This is a genomic window from Curtobacterium sp. MCBD17_008, assembly GCF_003234475.1.
Taxonomy (GTDB): Bacteria; Actinomycetota; Actinomycetes; order Actinomycetales; family Microbacteriaceae; genus Curtobacterium.
In genome coordinates this window covers 14,286-39,644 of sequence record NZ_QKTK01000015.1, presented here as the reverse complement: position 1 = coordinate 39,644, position 25,359 = coordinate 14,286, and the positions used below count along the sequence as shown (strand labels likewise).

Sequence of the window (25,359 nt, the reverse complement as noted above, 5' to 3'; positions counted from 1 at the left end):
GCCTGCGTCACTTCAGGACCGGGGTGTTCGTCTCGGAGGAGAGCCACTTCGTCTGCAGCTGCTCGAGCGTGCCGTCCTCCTCGAGCGACTCGAGGGCGTCGTCGACCTTGCTCGTCAGCGCCGAGTCCTTCGGCAGGACGAAGCCGAACTGGTCGCCCGCGTCGTCGGACGGGAACTGCGCCGACACGGTGCCGTCGTCGAGCTGGGCGGCGGACATGTAGAAGGCGGTCGGCAGGTCGGTGACGATCGCGTCGATCTGGGCCGACTTGAGCGCGAGCACGGCGTCGTCGTTCGAGTTGAACACCTGCGGGGTGACGCCGAGCACGGACTTGACGCTCTGGATGCTCGTCGACCCGGCGGCGACGCCGATCGTGTCCTGCTTCAGCGCGGCGATGGTCGTGTCACCGGCGGCCTCCGACCCGGTGGTCGTCACGACGGCCTGCGTGGTCGTGTAGTACGGCGTCGACATGTCGACGGCCTTCTTGCGCTTGGCGTCGATCGAGAACTGCTGGATGTTGAGGTCCCAGTCCTTCGCACCAGGGGCGATCGCGCTGTCGAAGGTGCTGCGCTCCCACACGACGTCGCTCTTCGCGTAGCCCATCTCCTCCGCGACGGCGTAGGCCACGGCGGACTCGAAGCCCTTGCCGGACTCGGGCTGGTTGTCCTCGACCCAGGGCGAGTACGCCGGGTCGCCGGTGGCGATCGTGAGCTTGCCGTCGGTGACGGTGCCCTCGGCGTTGTCGCTGCTGCCCCCTGCGGAGCATGCGGCGAGGGCGAGCGCGGCGACGGCGGTGGTCGCGACGGCGATGGTCAGGCGGAGGGGACGGGTCACGGTCTGGCCTTCGTCAGGGGGAACAGGGCAGGAACCGAGTGTACTGGGCCGTGGGATACCAACGACCGGTCGACGCGGTTCCTGCCCTGCCGACGCTCGGCTGGTGTCAGCGACGCCGACGCTCGTTGATCGCCGCGCCGGTGTAGGTGATCGCCAGGAACATCGCCGCACTCGCCGCGAGCCCCGCGACCCAACGGTCGGACGCCGGCGGGCTGGTCATGACGGCAACGCTGACCGCGACCAACGACGCGCTCACCGGGAGTGCGACGGGGAGCCGGAGCAGCAGGCCGACAGCGGCGATCAGCGCCGCAGCAGCGACGGCTGCAGCACCGGTTCGGAGTCGTGCCATGGGCGGTTCCTCCCGTTGTGATCCTGGCCGGACGGCCAGCGATGCCAACGTAGGACCGCCTCCTTCACGAGGTCAAGTACGGTATGTCAGTCGACCATCTCGAAGTCGTCGAACGAGAACCCGGGCGACACGAGGCAGCTGAGGAGCACCTCGCCGTCACCCGGGAGCGTCCGCTGCCACACGCCACCGCGGACGAACGCCTGTGCGTCGTTCACGCGGTCACGGCCGGCGTCCGGGCCGAGGGTGATGCGTGCGCCGGGCTCCGGCTGGTCGCCGGACCCACCGAGTTCGAGCTCGACGGCGTCCGGCCCGTGCCACATCCAGATCTCGTCGCTCGTCACGCGGTGCCACGCGGAGGCCTCGCCCGGCGGCAGGAGGAAGTGGATGAGCGTCGCGGCGGGGCGCTCACCGGCGGGCGTGGTCACGGTCGCGGGCGACGTCCACGTGCGGACGTACCAACCTCCCTCGGGGTGCGGCTCCATGCCGAGCGCGGCGGCGCGCTGCGGGATGTCGAGCCACTCGACGACGTCTCCGGCGACGGTGCGGCGAGCGGCCATGCCGGGGCGGGGTGCGGTGTCGGTCATCGGGACTCCTTGCTCGGGGTGGGTGCCGCGCCTGCGGCGGACGGGGTCAGGGGGACACGGGCAGCAGCGTCGGCGGTCCGGACCACCCCGCGGACGACGGTCGCCACCGCACGCCCGGCTCCGCCCTCCACGAGTTCGGCGAGCGCGTCCGGCACGGTCCGGCCGTCGACGTCGAACACCGCGAGGTCGGCGCGGGCTCCGACGGCCAGGTGTCCGATCCGGTCCGGTCCGACCGCGAGTCCCATCGCGTGGGCGCCACCGAGGGTCGCCGCCGCGAGCAGCCGCTCGTGCAGGTCGCGTCCGCTGTAGCCCTGTGCGCGGGCGATGCGGTGCAGTGCGGTGACGTCCGCCATCGGGTCGAGCGACGGCGAGGACGACAGCGAGTCGGTTCCCACGGCGATCGGGCTGCCCTCTCGCAGGTAGTCGGCGACCGGCGGCGGGTCGAGCCCGATGACGGCGTTCGAGCGCGGGCAGAGCGCGACCGCGGTGCCGCGCGCGCGGAGCAGGGCCCGGTCGGCGGCGGTCATGTAGACGCCGTGCGCGATGTGGCAGTCCGGCCCGAGCACGCCGAGGCGGTCCACGAACGAGGTCGCACTCGCGCCGAACCCGAGCGCGCGCATGGCCCGGAAGGACGGCACGTTCGCCAGGTGCCAGTCCGCACCGTGGCCGACGCCGACGACGCCCGCGAAGCCGGGGATCGGTTCGATCGCGGTGCGCTCACCCTCGAAGGCCGCTTCGCCGAGGTGCAGGTGCAGCCGGAGTCCGCGCTGCCGGACGATGTCGGGCAGTTCGAGCAGCGGCGCGACGTCGAGCGAGTACGGGGCGTGCGGGGAGAGCCCGGCGCCGGGGGTGGTGGGCACCCGCTCGAGTTCGGCGAGGACCTGGTCGCGCCCGTGCTCCTGCCAGGCGGCGTTCTCCCAGTCCATCACCTCCCAGTAGGCGATGCCGCCGAGACCGGCGTCCTCGAGCGCGGTCACCGCCTCGATGTCGGTCACCACGTCGGCGATGCTCGTCACCCCGGCCGCCACCGACTGTGCCGCACCGGCCGCGGCCTCGGCCCGCCAGTCGTGTGGCTGCGCGTAGACGGCGTTGAACGCGGCGGCCCAGTCCTCGAACCCGGCGTACCGGCGGCGCCCGACACCGGCCATGCCCGTGTACTGCAGGTGCGTGTGCGCGTTGACGAGTCCCGGGAGGAGCGCACCCCGCCACCGCCGCTCGGTCACGGGGGTGCCGTCGAGCTGGTCCACCACCCAGGAGCGTTCGCCGACGTGCAGGATCCGGCCGTCGCGCACCGCGACGGCGCCGTCCGCGATCGGCGGCGCGGTCATCGGCACGACGATCCGCGCGGAGTGCACCGTCGTCTGCCCGGGTGCCGCCGGCCGCCGGCCCGTCACGTCGGGTCCCCGAACCGTCGGGTCCGGACGTCCGGCTCGCGGTCCACGGGCTGCGCGGCGAGCGCTCCGGCGGACGTCCCGCCCTCGTCGCCGCCACCGCCGGGAGGCCCGCCCCGCGCCCCGAACGCGGCGAGCGCCACGCGGGCGGTCGCCTCGTCCACCTCGGGGTCGATCGGCACGACGGCGCGGTCCAGCTCGTCGCCCCGCTCGACGAGCATCCGCACGGCACCGAGCTGCGCCGCGAAGGACAGGTCCATCACCTCGATCGGGTTGCCCTCGGCCGCGGTGATGTTGATGCACCCGCCGCCGTCGAGCAGCAGCACGCCGGGACCGTCCGGGAGCGTGAGGCGCTCGACCTGTCGACCCACCGTCGTCCGGTCCGCTCCCGCTGCCACGGCGTCCTCGACCGCGATCTCCTGGTCCACCCCGCCCGCGACCGACAGGACCGCTCCGGGAGCGCACGCGCGGAGCACCGCCAGGCTGACCGTGTCCGCCACCCCGGTCGCGCTCACCACCAGGTCGGCGGTGCGGACGGCGTCGACGAGCGGAGCGACCTCGTACCCGGCGAACACGGCCTGCAGCGCCCGGACCGGGTCGGTGTCGGCGACGGTGACCCGGAACCCGAGCGCCCGGAGGACCAGGGCGACCCCCTCCCCCACGTGACCGAACCCGGCGACGACCGCCCGGCCTCCCGTCAGGTCGGGCCGGACGCCGGGGTCGAGCGCGTCGACCAGGTCGAGTGTCGCGAACACCGTCGACTGCCCCGTGCCGTACCGGTTGTCGAAGAACGTCTTGGTGCGGGCGTCGTTCACCGCGACGACCGGGATCCCGAGCTGGCCGCGTGCCGCCATGACGCGCAGCGGGCGGAGGCCGCTCGTGGTCTCCTCGGCGGCTCCGAGCATCGTCGGCAGCAGGTCGGGGCGCTCCTGGTGCACGAGCCGGATGACGTGCGACCCGTCGTCGACGAGCACGTGCGGCCGGGTGTCGAGCATCGCGAGCGCGAGCGCGCGCTGTTCCGCCACGGTCGCGGTGCTGCTCGCGTGCACGGGGACGCCGGCCCGGCGGAGGACCGCGGCGACGGCGTCGTCCGTCTCGTCCGCATGTGCGTAGACGACCACCTCGGCGCCGGCGTCCTGCAGCAGGAGGGACAGCACGGCGGTCTTCGGCTCGAGGAACAGGCTCACCCCGACGCGGGTGCCCCGGAGCAGGCCGCCCTGCCGGAGCTCGTCGGCGACGGCACGGGACACCGGCATGGAGCGGCGGGCCCAGCGGATGCGGGCCTCGGCGGCGGGGTCGTCCTCGGGCTCGCGGCCGGTCGACACGAGGAACACGTCGTCGGAGAGCGTCGGCACGCCGAGGACGCCGGGGCGGGCGAGCACGGTCGGGCCGAAGGCGTCCTCGTCGACGGCGGGGACGTGGCGGCCGGCATCGACCACGAGCAGCAGCGCGCCGCGGGGACGGTCCGCGGTGGCGTCCTCCACGGCGGCGGCGCTCTGTTCGGGCGTGCCGAGACACCAGAGCTGGTCGACGGCCGCGCCGGCACCGGCGTCCGCGGGTCGAGCTCCGAGCCCGACGAGCGATGCGTGCAGGGCGGCGGCGTCCCGGGGATCACCGCCGACGACGCGGAAGCGCCGGGCGGCGAGGAGCGTGTTCGTCACGCGGGCGGTGTGCCGGACCGCGGCGGACGCCCAGGCCGACGTTGCGGGGTCAGCGCGGGTCGGGTCGGCGCGGGTCGGGTCGGCGCGCGGCATGGGGACATCGTAGGGCGGGCCGGTGGCCCGGCGGTGCCGGCGGTGCCGGCGGTGCCGGCGGTCGAGGCTGGCCGTGGCGCACGGGCGCGCCGGCCCAGCAGGCTCAGAGCACGTGCGGCGGCGGCGTCCGGTGCCAGACCTGCTCGGCACCGTCGTCGGGGACACCCCACGGTCCGGCGGGGACCTGCCACGAACCGACGGCCGGTACCTGCTGCGCCTCGATCCGCCGCGTCAGCCGTCGGTGGTGCAGGAGCACCCCGACCAGGACGGCGACGCCGATCACGCTCACGACGGCGAGGCCGGCGACGTACAGCGTCGTCACGACACCGGCGAGCGCGGGGGGCACGGTCCCGTCCTGCGCCGCCGAGAACGGCGTCCCGGTGATCACGAACGCGAGCAGGGTCGAGATCGTCGAGTTCGAGTCCCACAGCCCGTGCAGCACCGACACCACGACGTAGGCGACCAGCACCGACCACGTCCACCGGAACCGGGGACGACCGTGCGCCGCCCCGAAGAGCACCGCCCCGAGGATCGCCGTCCAGAGCACGTGCCCCACCGGCGAGAGCACGGCGCGAGCCACCTCGGTCTGCAGGAGCGACACGAGGTCGATGCCGCGGGTGGTGATCGCCGCGTTGAACGCGTACCCGGCTGACTCGAACGCCGAGAACCCGGCACCCACCGTCGCCCCGAGCAGTGCGCCCTGCCGTGCCGTCTTCGGTCGGACCCGCCAGCCGACCACGACCAGCAGCAGGCCCTTCACGAGTTCCTCGGCGAAGCCGACGAGCAGGTACAGGGTCGCCCCGGGGCGCAGGTCGGACTCGAGCAGGGACGCCCCGAGCACCCCGAGGACCCCGCCGACGAAGAACGCCGTGACCAGCTGCATCGTGCTCACCGTGCCGGTGACCCGTTCGATGACGAACAGCACCACGGTGAAGGGCACGAGGAAGCTGCCGAGCAGGATGATGGTCGGCACCAGGTTCGTGTTCTGCGTGGCGACGGTGACGATGATCGTCACGACCCACAGCAGGAACCCGCTGAGGAGGGTCTTCCACCACCAGCCGTGCCGGTGGTGGGGGTGCGCGCCGACGTGCGCGGTCTCGAGCGTCATGTGCCTCATCGTGCTCCGCGCCGCATGCCGAGGGTCTCCGGGAATACGGATGACGCGGTTCGCGTAGTCCCCCGCATGACCGATGAGACGTTCGACAAGGTGACCGTGTTCGGCGCGGACTGGTGCCGCGACTGCCGCCGCTCCAAGGCGCTGCTGGACCGATTGGGCGTGGACTACGAGTACGTGGACGTCGAGGCCGACCTGTCCGCCGCCGACCGCGCGCAGGCGATCAGCGGCCGGAAGAACATCCCCGTCGTGGTGCTGCCGGACGGCAAGCACTTCGTCGAGCCGTCCGACGCCGAGCTGCAGGCCGAGCTGGAGTCGTCGGGCGCGGTCTGACCGTCCGCACCGACGAACCTGGGAACGTGCTGAGCCGGACGCGTGTTCACTCGGGCGTCGGCCCTGAGCTCGGTGCACCGCCGAGGCCTCGGACCGGCCGCAGAACAAGGAGGACACCGTGATCGGTCTCATCATCAGCCTCATCATCGTCGGGCTCATCGCCGGCGCCCTCGCCCGCCTCATCATCCCCGGCAAGCAGCACATGTCCATCCTGATGACCATCGTCCTCGGGATCGTCGGATCGTTCGTCGGTGGTCTGCTCGGGTTCCTGATCTTCCAGCACGACCCGCAGGACGGCTTCTTCCAGCCGGCCGGCATCATCGGGTCGATCATCGGTGCCGTCATCGTGCTGTTCCTCTACACGCGCTTCGCGGGTCGGGGTGCCAACCGTCGCTGACGGCGCTCCCTGCGCTGACGCGCTGACCACACGACGGGAGGCCCGGTACCAGCTGGTACCGGGCCTCCCGTCGTCCTGTGCCCCGGAAGTCCGGAACGCGCGCAGGCGGCCGGCGTACGGTCCACGACATGACTGATGCGAACGACACCCGTCGCCCGGAGCAGGACGCAGCACGGCTCGGCCTCGTCGTGGTCGGTGAGGCCGCCGCGCTGCAGTCCGGCGACGAAGCCGCGATGGACGCAAGCGAGGCGAACATCCGCGAGACCGTCGACGAACTCGTGGACGTCCCCCTGACCGAGCGCCAGGAGGAGGTCGTGGAGCGGCTCGCGCAGGCCGGCGGGACCCTGACCGCCGGGCTCAGTGGCGCGCTCGCCGCCCGGACCGGCAACAGCGTCGACGACGTCCTCGAGGGCGCCGCGCGGAGCATCGTCTGGCAGGAGCGCCTCACCGAGGAGCGCGAGGACGCCGGGCCCCACGACATCGGGCGACAGGACATCGGGCGACAGGACATCGGGCGCGACGACCAGGACGGCCGCCACTCGGCCTGACTCCGGACCACGGACACACGGGAGGCCCGTCACCAGCTGGTGACGGGCCTCCCGTGTGTCCCCGGGCCCCGGAGTGACGTCAGCGACGCCACCACTCGTCGAACGGCGACGCGGGTACCTGGCGCTTGTGCTCGGTCGCGCGGTACCGCGCCTCGATCGCCTCGGCGACCTCGACCGGGACGTCGTGTCCCTGCAGGTATGCGTCGAGCTCGGCATAGGTGAGGCCGAGGTTCGCCTCGTCGGTCTGGCCGGGCAGGTCGTCGAGCAGGTCCGCGGTCGGTGCCTTCTCGTACAGGCGGGCCGGCGCACCGAGGTGCTCGAGCAACTGGCGCCCCTGGCTCTTCGTCAGACCGGTCAGCGGCGTGAGGTCGACGCCCCCGTCGCCGTACTTCGTGAAGAAGCCGGTCACGGCCTCGGCCGCGTGGTCGGTGCCGACGACCAGGAGCCCGCGCTGCCCGGCGACGGCGTACTGCGCGACCATGCGCATGCGGGCCTTCACGTTGCCCTTCACGAAGTCGCTCAGGGCGACGCCGGCCTCCGCGGTGTCCTGCACCACGCCGTCCACCCCGTGCTCGATGTTCACGACGATGCCGGGGTCCGCGGCGATGAACTGCAGGGCGAGCTGCGCGTCGTCCTCGTCGGCCTGCACCCGGTAGGGCATCCGCACGGTGACGAACTCGGCGGCGTGCCCCTCGGAGCGGAGCGACTCGACCGCGAGCTGCGTCAGGCGGCCGGCGAGCGTGGAGTCCTGCCCGCCGCTGACGGCGAGGACGTAGCCGTTCGCGCCGGTGGTCAGCAGGTAGTCACGCAGGAAGCCCACGCGTCGGGCGATCTCCTGCTCCGGGTCGATGGTCGGCTGGACGTTGAGGTCCGCGGCGATGGCGGCTTGGAGTTCTCGCACGCACCCAGTATCCGCCCGAGCTGCGCCGGGCGCACGGACACCGTGGAGGTGCTCACTAGAGTGGCGGCCACACCGGTCGGAGCCGCACCCGCACCGGAGACGACGGAGGTCGATCGTGAGGGACGAGCGCCGCGCCGGACTGCTCGCCGTCACCGTCACCGCCTTGCTCTGGGGCACCACCGGCACCGCCGCGACCTTCGCGCCCGACGTCGGCCCGCTCGCGATCGGTGCCGCGGCGCTCGGCGTCGGCGGGATCCTGCAGGCGGTCGTCGGCGCGCGGGCCCTCCGAGCGGCTGCTCCATTGCTCGTGCGGAGCCGCGCACTCGTCCTCGTCGGCGCGGTCGCCGTCGCGGTGTACCCGCTCGCGTTCTACAGCTCGATGCACACCGCCGGGGTGGCCGTCGGCTCCGTGGTGTCGTTGGCGTCCGCTCCCCTGGCGTCCGGGGTCCTGGAGCGGGTCGTCGACCGGCGGCCGCTCAGCCGGTGGTGGGTGCTCGCCGCAGCGCTCGGCGTCGTCGGGAGCGTGCTGCTCTGCCTGTCCAGCCTGGCGGGGTCGGCGGACCCGGCCGGCGTCGGGTCGCCTGGGTCGACGGTCCTCGGGGTCGTGCTCGGCCTCGTGGCCGGAGCCACGTACGCGGTCTACTCGTGGGCGTCCCGTCGGCTCATGGTCGACGGGGTCCCCCGCGCGGCCGCGATGGGTGCCGTGTTCGGCGGTGGTGGGCTGCTCCTCATGCCGGTGCTCGCCGTCACCGGAGCACCCCTGCTCGCGTCGCCGCAGAACGCCGCGGTCGGCGTGTACATGGCGATCGTGCCGATGTTCCTCGGGTACCTGCTGTTCGGGTACGGACTGGCGAGGATCCCGGCGAGCACCGCCACCACCGTCACCCTCACCGAACCGGCGGTCGCTGCCGTGCTCGCGGTGCTGGTGGTCGGCGAGCGGCTCACCGCGGTCGGGTGGGCCGGGCTGGGCGTGATCGCGATCGTGCTCGTCGTCCTGGCGGTCGCGCCGACGAACACGGCGGGCGGAACCAGCTCGGAGGATCGGCGGCTGCGGTAGCGCGGGATCGTCCGCGGACGGACCGCCGAGGTGCCCCTGGAGGGACTCGAACCCCCAACCCTTTCCTTAGGACGGAACTGCTCTTCCATTGAGCTACAGAGGCCGGCCCGACCACTCTAGCGGGAGCCGGGACGCGCCGGACGAGAGGCGTGGGGCGCGCGCACCCGGGGCCTCCCGTCCGGCCCCGCCTACGCGGCGACCAGGTACTCGTCCCAGTCCGGCTGCGGCCGCTCGATGCCGCGGACGACCCAGGCCGAACCGTGCGGGGCCTTCGGCGGGAACCGCAGCGTCCACCCCATCTCGCGCGGGGTGCGGTCGCCCTTGACGTTGTTGCAGGCGAGGCAGCAGGCGACGAGGTTCTCCCACGAGTCTCGACCGCCACGGGACTTCGGCTGGACGTGGTCGATCGTGGTCGCGTTCCGGCCGCAGTAGGCGCACCGGTTGGCGTCTCGGCGGAGCACACCGCGCCGGGACACCGGGATCAGCCGGGACTGCGGGATGCGCACGTACCGGGTCAGGATGATGACGGACGGACGGTCGTAGCTGACAGCGGCACCGGTGACGGGGTGCAGGGTGTCGGCGGCGACGACGGAGGCCTTCTGGTTCATGACGAGGACCAGGGCTCGACGGAACGAGATCACCGCGAGGGGCTCGTAACCGGCGTTGAGGACGAGAGTGCGCATGGGTTCCCTTCCGACGTGCCTGGACGGCTTCCAGGCGGTGCGGGCACCGGGTCGGTCGGCGTCGAACGGGTGGTCACGGCCTCCGGGCCCGAGGGCGGGTCCGGCCGGCCCACCCCGTCGGAGCGGGCCGTCCTGCCGGAGCGGGGCGGTCCCACCGTCGTGGCGGGCCGGATACACGAAGAGCACCACCCGTCAGGGCGGTGCTCCGGTCAGTCGCGCGCGAGTTGCGGCTCGCAGGCTGTGGTCGTCCGTATGTCGACATGCGCGCGCCGACCCATGGTGCGGGTCGTGCGTGACGTCGACATGTGGTCTCCCGTTCGGTTCGAGGCGATCCGATGCGTGCAGGCTAACCCAGAAACCGGCCCCGCACGAGGGGTGCGGGGCCGGTTCGGACGCTGTTCACATGCGCGCCCGCAGGGTGTCGTCCGGGGTGTCAGATCCCGAAGCGGACGATGTGGTAGTTGCTCGACCAGATCGGGCGGATCGATACGGAGCCGCCGGGCTTCGGGGCGTCCATGATCATGCCGTTGCCCATGTAGAAGCCGTCGTGCGAGTCGTCGTTGAAGACGACCACGTCGCCCGGCTGCGCTTCCGACTCGGGGATCGTGGTGCCGACCTGGTCCTGCAGCGTGACCGAGTGGGCGAGGCTGATGCCGTGCTGCGCGTAGACGTACATGACGTAGCCCGAGCAGTCGAACCCGGCGGGGGTGGCGCCTCCGAACACGTAGGGCGTCCCGATGTACTGCTTCGCCGTGGCGACGACGGCCGGCAGCGAGAACGGGGTCCCCGCGGCGGGGGCCGCACTCGTCGCGGCGGCGTCCGCGGCCGAGGCGGTCGTGGCCGCTCCGGTCGAGTCGTCGGCGAGGTAGTCCTCGGCCGTCTTGCCGTCGTAGGCGTACTCCGCTGCCTTCGCGGCACGAGCGGCCTCGAGCTCGGCGGCGGCCTTCGCCGCTGCCTTCGCGGCGGCCTGCGCCTCGAGGGTCGCGGTCGAGGTGGCGCTGAAGCCGTCGCGCGAGGTGTCGGGTGCGCCGGCCGCGGCGGACACGTCGAACTGCTGCGCCTGCACCGTGAGGTCGGAGGCCGCGTCGGTCTGCGCGGCTCCGGCCTGCGACGTGGAGGTGGTCGCGAAGGCGGCCGGGACGGCCATCGTGCCGAACATCCCCGCCGCGACGGCCAGGACGACGGGAGCCATGAACCGGCGCTTGCGGGACGACGCTGACGGAGCGGCCGCGCGGGTGACGCCGAGGGCGCGGCCGTCACGGGTCGCGGCAGCGCGGGTGGCGGGCGTCCGGGCGGCTGCCGGACGGGCTGCGCTCGTGTGGGGTGCGGTCGGGGCGGACGCCGTGCGGGCGAGCGGGCGACGTGCGGCACGCTCGGCTGCTTCGCGTGCTGCCCTGCGGGTCAGGGGAGCTGCGACGGTGTCACCGGTGGTCGTCGGGTTCGCGGTCGGGTCGTCCGCGGCGGTTCCGGTGTGGGTCAAGTGGGTCTCCGGCGCCTCGTGACACGCGCCCGGTCGAGGACGGTCGCGTGCAACCCCATCCGTTCGTCATCGTTTCCGATCGAGGCAGGAGACGGGTCACGAGACGTCCTGCCACGGGTCCCGAGATCGCTGCTCGCGGGACTCGACGAGTGTACGGGCGCACCGCGGACATGTCGAGACGAAACCGTGACCTGGTAACGGATCGGTGAAGAACCCCTGGTCAGAGCGAAGGAATCGATCACCACGATGGCCTGCTGCTTCTTGTACGTCCACTCAGGTCTTGTCCCCCGGGGTCGTACCCCCTATGGTTCGCCCACCACGAGGACCCAGGCGCGAGCTCACCGCGGCGATCCCGGTCCACCAACGGACCCTCGTGCTGTGACGCCCGGCACCTGCACCGAGCGATCGCAGCGACAGCACACGACCGACCGGCCGGTCCAGGACGGGTTGCGGAACGTCGACAGGGACGGTCACGGGATCGCGGTGCACATGTGACGAGGACGGAATGCAGGTACCCCGGAGCGCGGGCTCCGGTGCACCCCGACGCAGCGCCTGGCCCGGGCTGTGCCGGCGGGCGACAGGTCACTCGCCGGAGAGGTCCTCGGCGATGTCGTCGGCGTTGCCGGGGAAGCACAGCGAGACCGCCTGCACGGTGTAGTTCCCGGGGTACGCGTACGCGCTGATCGACGCGATCCTCCCGCCACCGCTCCCGATGACCGCCGGACCGTCGCTCGACTCGCGGCGGACGGCCTGCATCCCCTGGGACTTCCAGTGCTCCTCCATGCGCGTGGCGTCCTCGTCGGGCGACCCCTCGAGCGCGCTCCCGGTCAGGTAGCGCCACTGCGCCCCTCCCGTGCCGTCCTCGAGTTCGCAGTCTTCCGGGTAGTCCGGGCCGGTGCGCGCCTTCCACTCCCCACCGAGTCGCTCGGTGGCGTCGTCGACGGCTTCGATCATCTGCTGCTTCGCGGTGTCGGCGTCCACGGTCGGCTCCGTTCGTCCTGGTGCTGCGGTGTCGGATCCCCGCAGGACACAGCCTGCGAGCACGGTGGTGGTGGCCGTCATGACGAGGACGCCCGCGACGGCGCGCCTCGCCGTGGTCCATCGAGCGGTGGTCGTCGTCGTCATCGTCCCGCCATCCACCAGGGCTTCCCGTCGATCAGGTCCTGGTCTCGCTTCGTCGGTGGTTCCGGGTGGTGGGCAGACCGTTCCTGCCCCTCGGTGCGGCGGGCGAGGAGACGTCAGTCGACGCTGATGTACACGTGCTGCGCGACCTCGGTCGGCAACTCGATCCCGGCGTCCTCGCCGTCGACGCGGACCGCCACGTAGGCGCCCGCGCGCTGCACGCTGGCCGTGCGTCCGGGCATGACCCCGGCGGCGCGGAGCTGGTGCAGCAGCTCCGGCTCGAACTGCACCGGCTCGCCCAGACGGCGGATGACGCCGGTCGCGATCGCGTCGGTGTCGTCGGTGGCGACCACGATGTTGCGCACCCCGTCGAGGAAGCCGGCCGCCGTGGGTCCACCGATCTCCGCGAGGCCGGGGATGGGGTTGCCGTACGGGGACTCCGTCGGGTTCCCGAGCATCTCGAGCAGGCGGACCTCCACCTGCTCGCTCATCACGTGCTCCCACCGACAGGCCTCGTCGTGGACGAAGGCCCAGTCGAGGCCGATCACGTCGGCGAGCAACCGCTCGGCCAGACGGTGCTTGCGCATCACGTGCGTGGCGCGGGACCGACCGGTGTCGGTGAGTTCCAGGTGCCGGTCGCCCGAGACGACGACGAGGCCGTCGCGCTCCATGCGGGCGATCGTCTGCGAGACCGTGGGGCCCGAGTGCCCGAGGCGCTCCGAGATCCGGGCGCGCAGCGGGACGATGCCCTCTTCTTCGAGGTCGAGGATGGTGCGGAGGTACATCTCCGTGGTGTCGACGAGATCGGTCACGCCTCCGCCTCTCCTGATGTGGACCCAGCCCGACCCACACTACTTGCTGGCGCCGACGCACCGGGACCGACACCGTGCGCTCTGCGCGGACGCCGGCCGGGAGGCCCGTCCCGGCCCCGCCCCGTCCGGCCGGTCCATGGGGGCGACCGCAGGGCCGTCGGTAGGATCGGCCCATGGCAGACATCGTCATCCCAGCCGACCTCCTCCCCACCGACGGCCGCTTCGGATGTGGTCCGTCGAAGATCCGCGGAGCGCAGCTCGAGACCCTCGTCACCCGCGGAGCGACCGTCCTCGGGACCTCGCACCGCCAGAAGCCCGTCAAGGACCTGGTCGGCTCCGTCCGGCAGGGCCTCGCCGACCTGTTCCAGGTGCCGGACGGCTACGAGGTCGTGCTCGGCAACGGCGGGTCGACCGCGTTCTGGGACGCCGCCGCCTTCGGTCTCATCGAGCGCCGGGCGGAGAACCTGTCCTTCGGTGAGTTCGGGTCGAAGTTCGCCAAGGCCGCCGCCGCCCCGTGGCTCGAGGCACCGCACGTCGTGGAGGCCCCGGGCGGGTCCCGCGCCGAGCTCGAGATCGTCGAGGGTGTCGACGTCTACGCCTACCCGCACAACGAGACCTCCACCGGCGTCATGGCCCCGGTCGTCCGGGCCGCGGGCGACCCCGGCGCACTGACCGTCGTCGACGCCACGAGCGCTGCCGGTGGTGCCGCGTTCGACGTCGACCAGACCGACGTCTACTACTTCGCCCCGCAGAAGAACTTCGCCTCGGACGGCGGGCTCTGGCTCGCGCTGTTCTCCCCCGCGGCGATCGAGCGTGTCGAGCGGATCGCCGCGTCCGACCGCTACATCCCGGAGTTCCTGTCGCTGAAGAACGCCGTGGACAACTCCCGGTTGGACCAGACGCTGAACACCCCGGCGATCACGACCCTGCTGCTCCTCGACGACCAGGTGCGGTGGATCAACCAGTCCGGTGGTCTGGCGTGGGCCGACGGCCGCACGAAGACGTCGTCCTCGACGCTCTACGACTGGGCCGAGGCCTCCGACTACGCGACGCCGTTCGTCACCGACCCGGCGCACCGGTCGCAGGTCGTCGTGACGATCGACCTCGACGACTCGATCGACGCCAAGGCCGTGGCCGCGACGCTCCGGCAGAACGGCATCGTCGACACGGAGCCGTACCGGAAGCTCGGCCGGAACCAGCTCCGTGTCGCGACCTTCACGGCGATCGACCCCGACGACGTCAGCAAGCTCTCGCGGGCGATCGACCACGTGGTGGCTGCCCTGGCGAGCTGACCCCGCCGCCGGACGCGACGAGGGCGGTGTCCCGCAACGGTGTTCCGTTGCAGGGCACCGCCCTCGTCGTGTCGCGTGGGTCGTCGCGTCGCGTGCGTCGACGTGTCGCGTGGGTCGGTCAGGACCTGCCCGACGGGTCAGGACCGGAAGGACCGGTCAGGACCGGTGGAAGCCGGGGTCGGTCTCGCCGGCGTCGAGCTGGTCCAGGTCCAGGTCGTCGTCGGGGTCGACGGGACGGACGCGGCGGGTGCGGCGACGACCACGGGTGCGGGCGGGCGGGGCGACGGGCTCGTCGTCGTCCGACTCCTCGTCGTCGTCATCTGAGCCGTCGTCGTCGGAGTCGTCATCGTCGTCCGAGTCGTCGTCCTCGGACTCGTCATCGTCGTCCGACTCGTCGTCGTCCTCGTCCGCCTCGTCGTCGAAGTCGTCCTCGTCCTCGTCCTCGTCCTCGTCCTCGTCCGACTCCTCGTCGTCCTGCGCGGCCCGGTACTCGGCCAGTCGCTCGGACCACGGCACCCACTCCGGCGCGAGCAACGAGCCGTCACCCGGCATCAGTTCGACCTCGAGCACGGTGGGCTCGTCACCCTCGACCTGGGCGATGCTGACGGTCCAGCGCCACCCCGGGTACCCCGGCATGCGGTTGGCGAAGAGGACGGAGACGACGCCGTCGCCCTCCTCGACGGTGCCGACGGGGCTCCCGACGGTGGCTTCGGGGGTGATCTCGAGCAGTGCGCCGCGGGCGAGCTCGGTGAGGTCGGTGGTCATGTTCACGCGTCCAACTGGTCGGCGACGTGTCGCAGGATGGTGGCGATCCGCTCACCGTTCTTCGGGTAGCGGCCCCGCTTGAGGTCACCGCTGATGCGGTCGAGTTCCTTCACCAGGTCCTCGACGATGACGGCCATGTCGTCGGCGGAGCGACGGGTCATCTTGGAGAGCGACGCCGGCGCTTCGAGGATCCGCACGGTCAGCGCCTGCGAACCCTTCTTGCCCTGCACCACGCCGTACTCGAGCTTGGTGCCGGCCTTCACCGTGGCCACACCGTCGGGCAGGGAGGAGGCGTGCAGGAAGACCTGGTCGCCGTCGTCTCCGGTGATGAAGCCGAAGCCCTTCTGGTCGTCGTAGAACTTGACCTTGCCGGTGGGCATGCTGGGACTCCTCGATACATGGACGGCCGCGGTGCGTCGGATATCCTGGGCCGATGGCCAAGCCGACCCGATCCACCGGGGACCCCCGCACTGCTGCGGAACCCCCGGCGACGTCCAATCGTACCGAACGCACACTCGCGCTCATGGTCGGTGGGATCGTCCTCCTCATCCTGGCGAGCTTCATCGTCATGATCACCGGGTGGCTGACGATGAAGCAGATCCCCGGGGACGGCATCTGGCCGGTCGCCCTCGGCGTCGTCTACTTCGGCCCTCCGGTCGCCTTCGTCCTCATGCTGGCGCTCCTGGCCCTCACCTGGACCCGCAAGGCCCGGCAGCACCGCGCAGAGGCTCGCTGACGTCCGCCACGGACGCCAGCCGAGGACGATGACGACCACGACGGACCTCGCCGCACGCCTGCGCGAGCTCCCCGACGACGCACTCGAGCAGCTCGTGCTCGCGCGCGCCCTCCCCACCGCCGCGCTCGGCGAGTCCGGACCGCAGCACATCGCGGACTTCTTCGACCTCGCCGAGGCGCTCCGCACCGACGACGCGGTGGACGCCGCCGTCGAACGGCTCCCGCGCCGCACGCTCGTCGCACTCCGCGACGGGGGTCCCGCCGAGGACCTCGCGCCGGCCGTCGCACTCGGGCTCGTCGGTCACGACGGCGCCGTCGACGACGCGGTCACCTCCCGGCTCGCGGCCCGCCCGGACCTCGTCCCCGACGGCCCGGGAGGCCCGGCTCCGGTCCGCCCCGCAGCCGCCGCCCAGCGGGATGCTGACGGGGGCACCGACGACGCCCGCGCCCGCGCGACCGGAGCGGAGCACGCCTTCGAGACGCTCACGGTGCTCGCGGAGCTCCTCCGCGCGGCCGACGACGGCGCCGTCCGCGAGCTCGCGAAGGGCGGGATCGGAGCGCCCCTCGCCCGACAGCTCGCCGAACGCACGGGGGCCGACGCCGCCGTGGTCGCGGACCGCCTCGCCCTGCTCGACCGGATCGGTGCCGCCCACCCCGTGGACGGGTCCTGGACGGTCTCGGACCGCGGCCGGACCTGGCTGCACGCCACGTGGCCGGAGCGGTGGGCATCGCTCGTGCACGACTGGCGCGACGCCCTCGCCCCCGCCGTGGTCGAGGTCCTCACGCTCGCGGACGACGACCTCACCGACCTCGTGACGCTGGGCCGGTGGGCGTACCCAGCCGGCTCGCGCTGGCTCGACGCGGCCCTGCTCGACGCGGCCGGCGCCGCGGGCGTCCTCGGGCTCGCGGTGGCCGGGCGCCTGACGTCCACCGGGCACGCACTGCTCGGGGACGACCGCGACGCCGCTCTGGCCGCGGCGGTCGCCGACCTGCCGGGGACGGTCGACGGTGTGTACCTCCAGCCGGACCTGACGGTCATCGCGCCGGGTCCGCTGTCGCCCGCCGACGACGACGACCTCCGTGCCGTCGCCGACCTGGAGGCACCGGGGCTCGCCGCTCGGTACCGGGTGTCCGAGGACTCGCTCCGCCGGGCGCTCCGGGCCGGACGGACCCGCGAGGAGGTCGTTGCGCTCTTCACCCGGCTCGGCGCCACGGACGTCCCGCAGCCCCTCACGTACCTCATCGACCAGGTCGCGACCCGGGACGGCAGTGTCGTCGTGGGCCGTGGCGAGGGCGACCTCGGGTCGGTCGTGCACGGGACGCCCGAGCAGCTCGACCTCGTCGGGGTCGACGCCGAGCTCCGCCAGCTGGCGTGGGAGCGACCCGACCTCACGACCCTCGTGACGAAGTACCCGCCGCACGTCGTGGCCAGTGCACTCGAGGACCAGCGGTACCCGGCCGTGCTCGCAGCCGACGCCCGCCCGGAGACGCGATCCGGGCCTCCCGTCCGGCGGCGGACGCCGAGCCGCTCACCGGAGCAGGCGGCCCGCGCCCTGGTGGAGCGGCTGCGACTGACGACGGAACGCGGCGACGCGGAACCGGAGCAGGAGTGGATGGCCCGCCAGATCGACATGGCCGTGCGCGGCCGGACCCCGATCCGCGTGACCGTCCGGATGCCGGACGGGTCGGAGAAGCCGTTCTCGATCGTCCCGACCTCGGTCGCGGCCGGTCGGGTGCGGGGGAAGGACACCGCGGTCGACGTCGAGCGGACCCTCCCGCTCTCCCTCGTGGTCACGATCGAGAGCGATGCCTGACGGCCGTCCTGTGGACAACCGGGCGACGCACCAGCTGCGCCGCCTAGGCTGATCCGTCATGAACGGACCGCTGATCGTGCAGAGTGACCGCACCGTGCTGCTCGAGGTCGCGCACCCCGACGCCGAGGACGCCCGCCACGCGCTCGCGGTGTTCGCCGAGCTCGAGCGGGCACCCGAGCACGTGCACACGTACCGCATCACGCGGCTCGGCCTCTGGAACGCCCGGGCGGCCGGACACGACGCCGCGTCCATGGTCGACACGCTCGAACGGTTCGCCAAGTTCCCGGTGCCGCAGAGCGTCACGGTCGACATCGAGGACACCGTCTCCCGGTACGGCCGCCTGGTGATCCGGCGCGAGGAGCGCGAGGACGCCCCCGTCATCGCGAACTCCCCGACCGAGGAGCTCGAGCAGCAGCCCGCGCTCGTGCTGACCGCGTCGGACCCCGCGCTCCTGGCCGAGGTCACCCGGTCCAAGCGCATCCAGCCGCTCCTCGGCGAGCGCCGCTCGGACACGGCCGTCGAGCTGCAGGCCTGGGCCCGCGGGCAGGTCAAGCAGGAGCTCGTGAAGATCGGGTGGCCCGCCGAGGACCTCGCCGGTTACACGCCCGGTCAGCCGCACGACATCGACCTCGACACCTCGGACTGGGACCTCCGGCCGTACCAGCACGACGCCGTGGACAGCTTCTTCCAACAGGGGTCCGGCGTCGTCGTGTTGCCCTGTGGTGCCGGCAAGACGCTGGTCGGTGCCGGGGCGATGGCGACAGTCAAGGCGACGACGCTCATCCTCGTCACGAACACCGTCTCCGCCCGGCAGTGGCGGACCGAGCTGCTCAAGCGGACGACCCTCACCGAGGACGAGATCGGCGAGTACTCGGGCAGCGTCAAGGAGATCCGGCCGGTCACGATCGCGACCTACCAGATCCTCACCGCCCGCCGGAAGGGCGCGTACACGCACCTGTCGCTGCTCGACGCCCTCGACTGGGGGCTCGTGGTCTACGACGAGGTGCACCTGCTCCCCGCCCCGGTGTTCAAGCTGACCGCCGACCTCCAGGCACGTCGTCGCCTCGGGCTCACCGCGACGCTCGTGCGCGAGGACGGGCGCGAAGGGGACGTGTTCTCCCTGATCGGCCCGAAGCGCTACGACGCACCGTGGAAGGAGATCGAGGCCCAGGGCTACATCTCCCCCGCCGAGTGCTACGAGGTCCGAATCGACCTCGCGCACGAAGACCGGCTGGAGTACGCGGCGTCCAGCGACGACGAGCGGTACCGGCTCGCGGCGACCTCACCGGCCAAGACCCCGGTCGTACGGGACCTCATCGAGAAGCACCGCGGTGAGCAGATCCTGGTGATCGGCCAGTACATCGACCAGCTCGACGAGCTCGCGGCCTCCCTGGACGCCGCCGAGATCACTGGCGCGACGCCGGTCGACGAGCGGGAGCGGCTGTACCAGGCGTTCCGCGAGGGCTCGATCGACGTGCTCGTGGTGTCCAAGGTCGCGAACTTCTCGGTCGACCTGCCGGACGCGACCGTGGCGATCCAGGTGTCGGGCTCGTTCGGGTCCCGCCAAGAAGAAGCACAGCGGCTCGGCCGCCTCCTCCGCCCGAACAAGGACGGCGTCCCGGCGTCGTTCTACACGCTCGTCACGCGGGACACGGTCGACCAGGACTTCGCGCAGAACCGGCAGCGGTTCCTCGCGGAGCAGGGGTACTCGTACACGATCCTCGACGCGGACCAGATCGCCCCGGCCGTGGCGTAGTACCCGGACTCCAGACCACCTCTGGCCAACACACGAACTGCTCCCAGGAAGCAACCAGGGAACAGTCAGAGGATGGCCCCATGACCGACGGACCCAAGATCCTCATCGTCGACGACGAGCCGAACATCCGCGATCTCCTCACGACCTCGCTGCGCTTCGCCGGATTCGCGGTGCGTGCGGTCGGGAACGGCGCACAGGCGATCTCCGCCGTGCTCGAGGAGGAGCCGGACCTCATCATCCTCGACGTCATGCTCCCCGACATGAACGGATTCGGCGTGACCAAGCGCCTCCGCTCGTCGGGCTACACCTCGCCGATCCTCTTCCTCACGGCGAAGGACGACACCGAGGACAAGATCACCGGTCTCACGGTCGGAGGTGACGACTACGTCACCAAGCCGTTCTCGCTCGACGAGATCGTCGCCCGCATCAAGGCGATCCTCCGTCGCACGATGAACGACGAAGAGGACGCGATCATCCGCGCCGGTGAGCTCACGATGGACCAGGACACGCACGAGGTCACCATCGGCGACGCGCAGATCGAACTCTCCCCCACCGAGTTCAAGCTCCTCCGCTACCTCATGCTCAACCCGAACCGCGTGCTCTCGAAGGCGCAGATCCTCGACCACGTGTGGGAGTACGACTTCAACGGCGACGCCGGGATCGTCGAGTCCTACATCTCCTACCTGCGCCGCAAGCTCGACCAGTACTCGGCCGAGCCGATCATCCAGACCAAGCGCGGGTTCGGCTACATGCTCAAGGCGACCAAGGCCTCCTGATCGTCGGACCGCGCAGGTCGCACAGCTGACTGTCGGCGGCCGTCGGGATCTTCCCGACGGCCGCCGCTTACTGTTGGGGAAGCATGCACGAGCGAATGAGCCACTGGTGGGACGGGATCTCCCTCCGCACCAAGATCACCGGGATCACCGTCCTCCTGGTCGCCCTCGGCCTGCTCGTCGCCGGCCTCGGCACGATGACCGTCCTGAGCACCTACCTCAACCTGCGACTCGACACGCAGGTCGAGACCACGAGCTCGCAGCTCGAGGGGCAGAACGTCAGCGACGGCGAGCAGTACTGCAACCTGTCCGTCGTCCTCGAGAAGAGCTCCTACGTGGCCGCGTACGACGGCAACGGCGAGCAGATCTGCGACACCCAGTCCTCGTCCCAGCCGGACATCTCCCGCGTGGACTTCACGGCCGCCGCGTCGGCTGCGCATCCGTTCAGCCTGTACGACCGGCAGCACAGCCACGAGTGGCGCGCCCAGGTCATCCCCGCGAACCTGCAGAACCTGTCGAACGGCGCCACCGAGACCGGGTACGTCCTCGTCGCCGTGTCCAGCGCGGACACCGACCAGACCATCCTCCGGTTCACCGTCATCTTCCTGTTCTTCGGCATCGCGGTGATCCTGCTCGGGGCGATGCTCACGCGCCTCCTCGTGACGGCGACGTTCGACCCGCTCCGCAACGTCGAGGACACGGCCGCCCGCTTCGCCGCCGGCGACTTCAACCAGCGCCTCGACGCCGACACCCCGAACACCGAGGTCGGGCGCCTCAACCGGTCCCTGAACGCCATGCTCGAACGCATCGACGACGCCTTCGAGGACCGGCAGCGCACCATCGACCAGATGCGCCGCTTCGTCGGTGACGCCTCCCACGAACTCCGGACGCCGCTCGTGTCGCTCCGCGGGTACGCCGAGCTCTACCGGATGGGCGCCCTCCGCAAGGAGGAGGACGTCGCCCAGGCCATGGACCGGATCGAGAAGGAAGCCCAGCGCATGGGCCTGCTCGTGCAGGACCTGCTCCAGCTCGCCCGCATCGACGAGTCGAAGCCCCTCGAACTCGGTCCCGTCGACCTCGTCGCCATCGCCCGCGACTCGGCCCTCGACACGATGGCCTCGAACCCGGACCGCGAGATCCAGGTCCTCGTCGAGGACGCCGTGACCGGCGAGAACGTCCCGCAGGCCGTCCGCCCCGCCAGCTCCTTCGGTCCGGCAGCCGACGGCGAGGCCGGTGGTCCCGCCCCGGTGTCACCGTCGCTCAACACCACCGGACCGATCGCCTTCTCGCGGCAGACGATCGCCAGACTGCGTGCTCGACGGACCCGGGCCATGAACGTCGACGCGAAGCCGACGGACGAGACCACCCCGCTGCCGACGATCGTGCTGCCGAAACGCCCGCCGATCGTCCTGGCCGAGGAGAACAAGATCCGGCAGGTCATCACGAACCTGATGGGCAACGCGATGCGGTTCACCGAGCACGACGACCCGATCGAGATCGGCATCGGCGTGGACGACGACCGCGGCATGGCGCACATCGACGTCATCGACCACGGCGAGGGCATCCCGCCGCAGCTGCGCGACAAGATCTTCCAGCGCTTCTGGCGGGCCGACACCTCGCGCGCGCGGGACACCGGCGGCTCGGGGCTCGGTCTCGCGATCGTGTCGGGCATCGTGCATGCGCACCACGGGTCGGTCGAGGTGTTCGACACCCCGGGCGGTGGCGCGACCTTCCGCGTCTGGCTCCCGCTCCTGCCCCGCGACGCCGACCCCGCGGCCCCCACCCTGTCCTGACGCGGCAGCCGGCGGCGGCGGCCGGCCGGCGGCGGCGGCCGGCTCCCCGCCGAGGTCGCACGAACTGCCTGCTCACCGACCGTGCGGCGGCAGTCCGCGCGACCTCGGCGCATCGGCCGCGGCATGTCCTGCGACTTCAGGAAAACGGTAGCCGGGGGAACGGACGGCATGGCCTGGGCGCCAACATCAAGCGCCACGACTCCGAGCGGCGAACGCCTGCCGGAGTCGCTCGAAGACCAGAGCCGGACGTGCTGCATCCACCGCTGTGGCGTGCACCACCAACCAGTCGTTGACGACGAACCCGTTGTCACGCCGGTGGTCGTGGTGGAAGACGTCCCGGTCGCGATGATGGTCACCGTCGTACTCGAAGGCGATGCGTTGCTCAGGCCAGGCCATGTCGACCCGGCCGAGGAAGACTCCACCTGCGTCGAAGACCTCCACGTTCAAATCGGGCTCCGGGAACCCCGCGTCGACGATCGCAAGACGGAACCACGTCTCCATCGGTGATTCCGCTCCGACCCGCACGAGTTCCAGCGCTGCTCGCGCCACCCTGACGTGGCGATGTCCCGGACGGATGGCAGCCGCGAGGCGGTCGATCGTCGTCAGCGACCTCCTGCCGACGAGGGCATCGCCCACCGCGACGAGTTCCCTGACGGTCAGGACGCTCGCGCACTCCCACCAACTCCGCTCGGGCGTGCTGAGACGCGTTCCGAACGCGGTGACGGTGGGAACGTCGAGTTGAGCACGATGCGCGGTGATGCCGGGGCACCGCATCAAGGCGGCGGTCCCCGCGGTGGTGACGTGGACGTCCGCTCGGACGCGTCGCGGGAGTGGTGCTCCCCACAGGGCAGCAGCCGTGGTGTGACTGAAGAACTGGTCGGGCCGGAGGAGCGGCGTGAGCACGTCGACCATGGTGGCGTCGCTCGCGCGTGCCACCCGGACGCCGTGGACGGGACGTTGCAGGTCCATCCGGCGGAGCCGACCCGGGTCGAGCCCCGACGCGAGAGCGTCCCGGACTCTGAACGGGCCGTCGGAGAACGGCGCGGGCAGCGGTCGTGGTTCCACCATCATCGCAGCATCGGGCAGCCGCGTCCGGTGCTCCGCCTGTGTACCGAGCTTGTGGACGGAAGCTGCCTCCGTGCCTCCAGTGCAGGGCAGGCGTGAGCGATGGCTGCAAGGGGTCCTGATGACACGTTTGAAGTCGCACGACACGCCGCGCTGGCGTCACCGAGGTCGCACGATGTGCCGCGCCGCAGGCAGGCAGGCGGCACTTCGTGCGACCTCGGCGACACAGCACCGGCCGTTACACGGCCGCGCACGCGGAAGGGCCCCCGCACGCGCAGCGTGCGAGGGCCCTTGCCGGCAGGACGGACTAGAAGTCCATGCCACCCGTGGGGTCGCCGGCCGGCATGGCCGGGGTCTTCTCCGGCTTGTCGGCGACGACGGCCTCGGTGGTGAGGAACAGACCGGCGATCGACGCGGCGTTCTGCAGCGCCGAGCGCGTGACCTTGGCCGGGTCGATGATGCCCGCGGCGATGAGGTCGACGTACTCACCCGTCGCGGCGTTGAGGCCGTGGCCGGCCTCGAGCTCGCGGACACGAGCGGCGACGACACCCGGCTCGAGACCGGCGTTCAGCGCGATCTGCTTGAGCGGGGCGTCGATGGCGACGCGCACGATGTTCGCACCCGTGGCCTCGTCACCCTCGAGCGAGAGACCGTCGAGCGCGACCTTGCCGGCCTGGATGAGGGCGACGCCACCACCGGCGACGATGCCCTCTTCGACGGCGGCCTTCGCGTTGCGGACGGCGTCCTCGATGCGGTGCTTGCGCTCCTTGAGCTCGACCTCGGTCGCGGCACCCGCCTTGATGACGGCGACGCCACCGGCGAGCTTCGCGAGGCGCTCCTGGAGCTTCTCGCGGTCGTAGTCGGAGTCGGTCGCCTCGATCTCGGCGCGGATCTGCTTGACGCGGCCCGCGATCTGGTCGGCGTCGCCGGCACCCTCGACGATCGTGGTCTCGTCCTTGGTGATGACGACCTTGCGGGCACGACCGAGCAGATCGAGCGTCGCGTTCTCGAGCTTGAGGCCGACCTCTTCCGAGATGACCTGGCCGCCGGTGAGGATCGCGATGTCCTGCAGCATGGCCTTGCGGCGGTCGCCGAAGCCCGGGGCCTTGACGGCGACGGACTTGAAGATACCGCGGATCTTGTTCACGACGAGCGTGGCCAGGGCCTCGCCGTCGACGTCCTCGGCGATGATCAGGAGCTGCTTGCCCGCCTGGATCACCTTGTCGACGACCGGCAGGAGGTCCTTGATGTTCGAGATCTTCGAGTTGACGATCAGGACGTACGCGTCCTCGAAGACGGCTTCCTGGCGCTCGGGGTCGGTGACGAAGTACTGCGACAGGTAGCCCTTGTCGAAGCGCATGCCCTCGGTGAGCTCGAGCTCGGTGCCGAAGGTGTTCGACTCCTCGACGGTGACGACACCTTCCTTGCCGACCTTGTCGATGGCCTCGGCGATGAGCGCGCCGATGGTCGGGTCAGCGGCCGAGATCGACGCGGTGGCGGCGATCTGGTCCTTGGTCTCGATCTCCTTGGCGTCGGCGAGCAGCTGCTCGGAGACGGCCGCGACGGCCTTCTCGATGCCGCGCTTCAGGGAGATGGGGTCGGCGCCGGCGGCGACGTTGCGGAGGCCTTCGCGGACGAGGGCCTGGGCGAGGACGGTCGCGGTGGTCGTACCGTCACCGGCGACGTCGTCGGTCTTCTTGGCGACCTCCTTGACGAGCTCCGCACCGATCTTCTCGTACGGGTCGTCGAGCTCGATCTCCTTGGCGATGGAGACACCGTCGTTCGTGATCGTGGGGGCGCCCCACTTCTTCTCGAGGACGACGTTGCGGCCGCGCGGGCCGAGCGTCACCTTCACGGCGTCGGCCAGCTGGTTGAGGCCGCGCTCGAGGCCGCGTCGGGCCTCTTCGTTGAAAGCAATGATCTTTGCCATGTGAGTTCTTCGTCCCTCCCGGACGTCGTCATCGGGGTCGTTCTGGCACTCAGCCTGGCCGAGTGCCAAGCCCGATTCT

Annotated in this window: 25 protein-coding genes and 1 tRNA gene; 10 read left to right on the top strand and 16 right to left on the bottom strand. The window is 71.6% G+C overall.

What is annotated here, in order from left to right:
• Positions 1-7: 7 nt before the first annotated feature.
• The 6 genes from DEI95_RS13455 to DEI95_RS13430 form a co-directional block, all read right to left on the bottom strand.
• Positions 8-832 carry an ABC transporter substrate-binding protein gene (locus tag DEI95_RS13455; RefSeq protein ID WP_111060572.1) on the bottom strand — a complete coding sequence of 275 codons (825 nt, stop codon included), beginning with the start codon at positions 830-832 and terminating at the stop codon, positions 8-10.
• A gap of 106 nt (positions 833-938) precedes the next feature.
• Entirely contained in the window at positions 939-1,181 is a 243-nt protein-coding gene (locus DEI95_RS13450; RefSeq protein ID WP_111060571.1) for a hypothetical protein, read from the bottom strand.
• A gap of 86 nt (positions 1,182-1,267) precedes the next feature.
• Positions 1,268-1,765, bottom strand: a complete 498-nt coding sequence (locus DEI95_RS13445; RefSeq protein ID WP_258367614.1) for a cupin domain-containing protein — start codon at positions 1,763-1,765, stop codon at positions 1,268-1,270.
• On the bottom strand, positions 1,762-3,093 hold the full coding sequence (locus DEI95_RS13440; protein WP_111060594.1) for an amidohydrolase family protein: 1,332 nt from the start codon (positions 3,091-3,093) through the stop codon (positions 1,762-1,764). The genes DEI95_RS13445 and DEI95_RS13440 overlap by 4 nt, the downstream gene beginning before the upstream one ends.
• A 62-nt stretch (positions 3,094-3,155) precedes the next feature.
• Positions 3,156-4,910, bottom strand: coding sequence for an adenosylhomocysteinase (locus tag DEI95_RS13435; protein WP_111060570.1), 1,755 nt, complete (start codon positions 4,908-4,910; stop codon positions 3,156-3,158).
• A 103-nt stretch (positions 4,911-5,013) separates the two neighbouring features.
• Positions 5,014-6,018, bottom strand: coding sequence for a PrsW family intramembrane metalloprotease (locus tag DEI95_RS13430; protein ID WP_258366022.1), 1,005 nt, complete (start codon positions 6,016-6,018; stop codon positions 5,014-5,016).
• Between the two features lie 75 nt (positions 6,019-6,093).
• Here DEI95_RS13430 and DEI95_RS13425 point away from each other — a divergent pair, with 75 nt between their 5' ends.
• The 3 genes from DEI95_RS13425 to DEI95_RS13415 all read left to right on the top strand — a co-directional run bounded on the left by DEI95_RS13425 (position 6,094) and on the right by DEI95_RS13415 (position 7,302).
• Positions 6,094-6,357 carry a glutaredoxin domain-containing protein gene (locus tag DEI95_RS13425; RefSeq protein WP_111060569.1) on the top strand — a complete coding sequence of 88 codons (264 nt, stop codon included), beginning with the start codon at positions 6,094-6,096 and terminating at the stop codon, positions 6,355-6,357.
• Between the two features lie 118 nt (positions 6,358-6,475).
• The gene (locus DEI95_RS13420; RefSeq protein WP_110824076.1) at positions 6,476-6,754 is read left to right on the top strand and encodes a GlsB/YeaQ/YmgE family stress response membrane protein; all 279 of its coding nucleotides are present in this window, start codon (positions 6,476-6,478) and stop codon (positions 6,752-6,754) included.
• 128 nt (positions 6,755-6,882) lie between these two features.
• Positions 6,883-7,302 carry a hypothetical protein gene (locus tag DEI95_RS13415; RefSeq protein ID WP_110911691.1) on the top strand — a complete coding sequence of 140 codons (420 nt, stop codon included), beginning with the start codon at positions 6,883-6,885 and terminating at the stop codon, positions 7,300-7,302.
• A gap of 79 nt (positions 7,303-7,381) precedes the next feature.
• Here DEI95_RS13415 and nadE read toward each other — a convergent pair whose 3' ends face one another.
• Complete coding sequence (gene nadE / locus DEI95_RS13410) at positions 7,382-8,203, bottom strand: ammonia-dependent NAD(+) synthetase (protein ID WP_110824078.1); 822 nt, start codon at positions 8,201-8,203, stop codon at positions 7,382-7,384.
• 115 nt (positions 8,204-8,318) lie between these two features.
• On the opposite strand from nadE, the gene DEI95_RS13405 reads away from it, so the two are divergent.
• Positions 8,319-9,260, top strand: a complete 942-nt coding sequence (locus tag DEI95_RS13405) for a DMT family transporter (RefSeq protein WP_258367613.1) — start codon at positions 8,319-8,321, stop codon at positions 9,258-9,260.
• A 31-nt stretch (positions 9,261-9,291) separates the two neighbouring features.
• Here the strand turns inward: DEI95_RS13405 and DEI95_RS13400 are convergent.
• The 5 genes from DEI95_RS13400 to DEI95_RS13380 all read right to left on the bottom strand — a co-directional run bounded on the left by DEI95_RS13400 (position 9,292) and on the right by DEI95_RS13380 (position 13,357).
• Positions 9,292-9,363, bottom strand: a tRNA-Arg gene (locus DEI95_RS13400).
• Between the two features lie 85 nt (positions 9,364-9,448).
• The gene (locus DEI95_RS13395; RefSeq protein WP_110824428.1) at positions 9,449-9,943 is read right to left on the bottom strand and encodes an HNH endonuclease; all 495 of its coding nucleotides are present in this window, start codon (positions 9,941-9,943) and stop codon (positions 9,449-9,451) included.
• Between the two features lie 433 nt (positions 9,944-10,376).
• Positions 10,377-11,423 (bottom strand): C40 family peptidase, encoded by a 1,047-nt coding sequence (locus tag DEI95_RS17070; RefSeq protein ID WP_111060567.1) that lies wholly within the window; start codon positions 11,421-11,423, stop codon positions 10,377-10,379.
• 582 nt (positions 11,424-12,005) lie between these two features.
• Positions 12,006-12,548 (bottom strand): hypothetical protein, encoded by a 543-nt coding sequence (locus DEI95_RS13385; RefSeq protein WP_111060566.1) that lies wholly within the window; start codon positions 12,546-12,548, stop codon positions 12,006-12,008.
• A 113-nt stretch (positions 12,549-12,661) separates the two neighbouring features.
• Positions 12,662-13,357 (bottom strand): metal-dependent transcriptional regulator, encoded by a 696-nt coding sequence (locus DEI95_RS13380; protein ID WP_111060565.1) that lies wholly within the window; start codon positions 13,355-13,357, stop codon positions 12,662-12,664.
• Positions 13,358-13,530: 173 nt separating this feature from the next.
• On the opposite strand from DEI95_RS13380, the gene serC reads away from it, so the two are divergent.
• Positions 13,531-14,649, top strand: coding sequence for a phosphoserine transaminase (serC, locus tag DEI95_RS13375; protein ID WP_111060564.1), 1,119 nt, complete (start codon positions 13,531-13,533; stop codon positions 14,647-14,649).
• A 156-nt stretch (positions 14,650-14,805) separates the two neighbouring features.
• Here the strand turns inward: serC and DEI95_RS13370 are convergent, their stop codons facing one another.
• Positions 14,806-15,414, bottom strand: a complete 609-nt coding sequence (locus DEI95_RS13370) for a DUF3027 domain-containing protein (RefSeq protein ID WP_111060563.1) — start codon at positions 15,412-15,414, stop codon at positions 14,806-14,808.
• Positions 15,415-15,416: 2 nt separating this feature from the next.
• A complete protein-coding gene (locus DEI95_RS13365; protein ID WP_110824086.1) occupies positions 15,417-15,794 on the bottom strand; it encodes a cold-shock protein in 378 nt (125 codons plus the stop codon).
• Positions 15,795-15,847: 53 nt separating this feature from the next.
• On the opposite strand from DEI95_RS13365, the gene DEI95_RS13360 reads away from it, so the two are divergent.
• The 5 genes from DEI95_RS13360 (at position 15,848) to DEI95_RS13340 (ending at position 22,285) form a co-directional block, all read left to right on the top strand.
• The gene (locus tag DEI95_RS13360) at positions 15,848-16,150 is read left to right on the top strand and encodes a multidrug ABC transporter ATPase (protein ID WP_146243676.1); all 303 of its coding nucleotides are present in this window, start codon (positions 15,848-15,850) and stop codon (positions 16,148-16,150) included.
• Between the two features lie 28 nt (positions 16,151-16,178).
• The gene (locus tag DEI95_RS13355) at positions 16,179-17,963 is read left to right on the top strand and encodes a helicase-associated domain-containing protein (protein ID WP_111060562.1); all 1,785 of its coding nucleotides are present in this window, start codon (positions 16,179-16,181) and stop codon (positions 17,961-17,963) included.
• Between the two features lie 58 nt (positions 17,964-18,021).
• Entirely contained in the window at positions 18,022-19,719 is a 1,698-nt protein-coding gene (locus tag DEI95_RS13350; RefSeq protein ID WP_111060561.1) for a DNA repair helicase XPB, read from the top strand.
• A gap of 80 nt (positions 19,720-19,799) precedes the next feature.
• Positions 19,800-20,495, top strand: coding sequence for a response regulator transcription factor (locus DEI95_RS13345; protein ID WP_110824090.1), 696 nt, complete (start codon positions 19,800-19,802; stop codon positions 20,493-20,495).
• A gap of 83 nt (positions 20,496-20,578) precedes the next feature.
• On the top strand, positions 20,579-22,285 hold the full coding sequence (locus DEI95_RS13340) for a cell wall metabolism sensor histidine kinase WalK (RefSeq protein ID WP_110824091.1): 1,707 nt from the start codon (positions 20,579-20,581) through the stop codon (positions 22,283-22,285).
• A gap of 186 nt (positions 22,286-22,471) precedes the next feature.
• On the opposite strand, the gene DEI95_RS13335 is transcribed toward DEI95_RS13340, so the two are convergent.
• Both DEI95_RS13335 and groL read right to left on the bottom strand, forming a co-directional pair.
• The gene (locus tag DEI95_RS13335; RefSeq protein WP_146243675.1) at positions 22,472-23,254 is read right to left on the bottom strand and encodes a hypothetical protein; all 783 of its coding nucleotides are present in this window, start codon (positions 23,252-23,254) and stop codon (positions 22,472-22,474) included.
• A gap of 403 nt (positions 23,255-23,657) precedes the next feature.
• Positions 23,658-25,280 carry a chaperonin GroEL gene (gene groL, locus DEI95_RS13330; protein WP_110824093.1) on the bottom strand — a complete coding sequence of 541 codons (1,623 nt, stop codon included), beginning with the start codon at positions 25,278-25,280 and terminating at the stop codon, positions 23,658-23,660.
• Positions 25,281-25,359 lie beyond the last annotated feature (79 nt).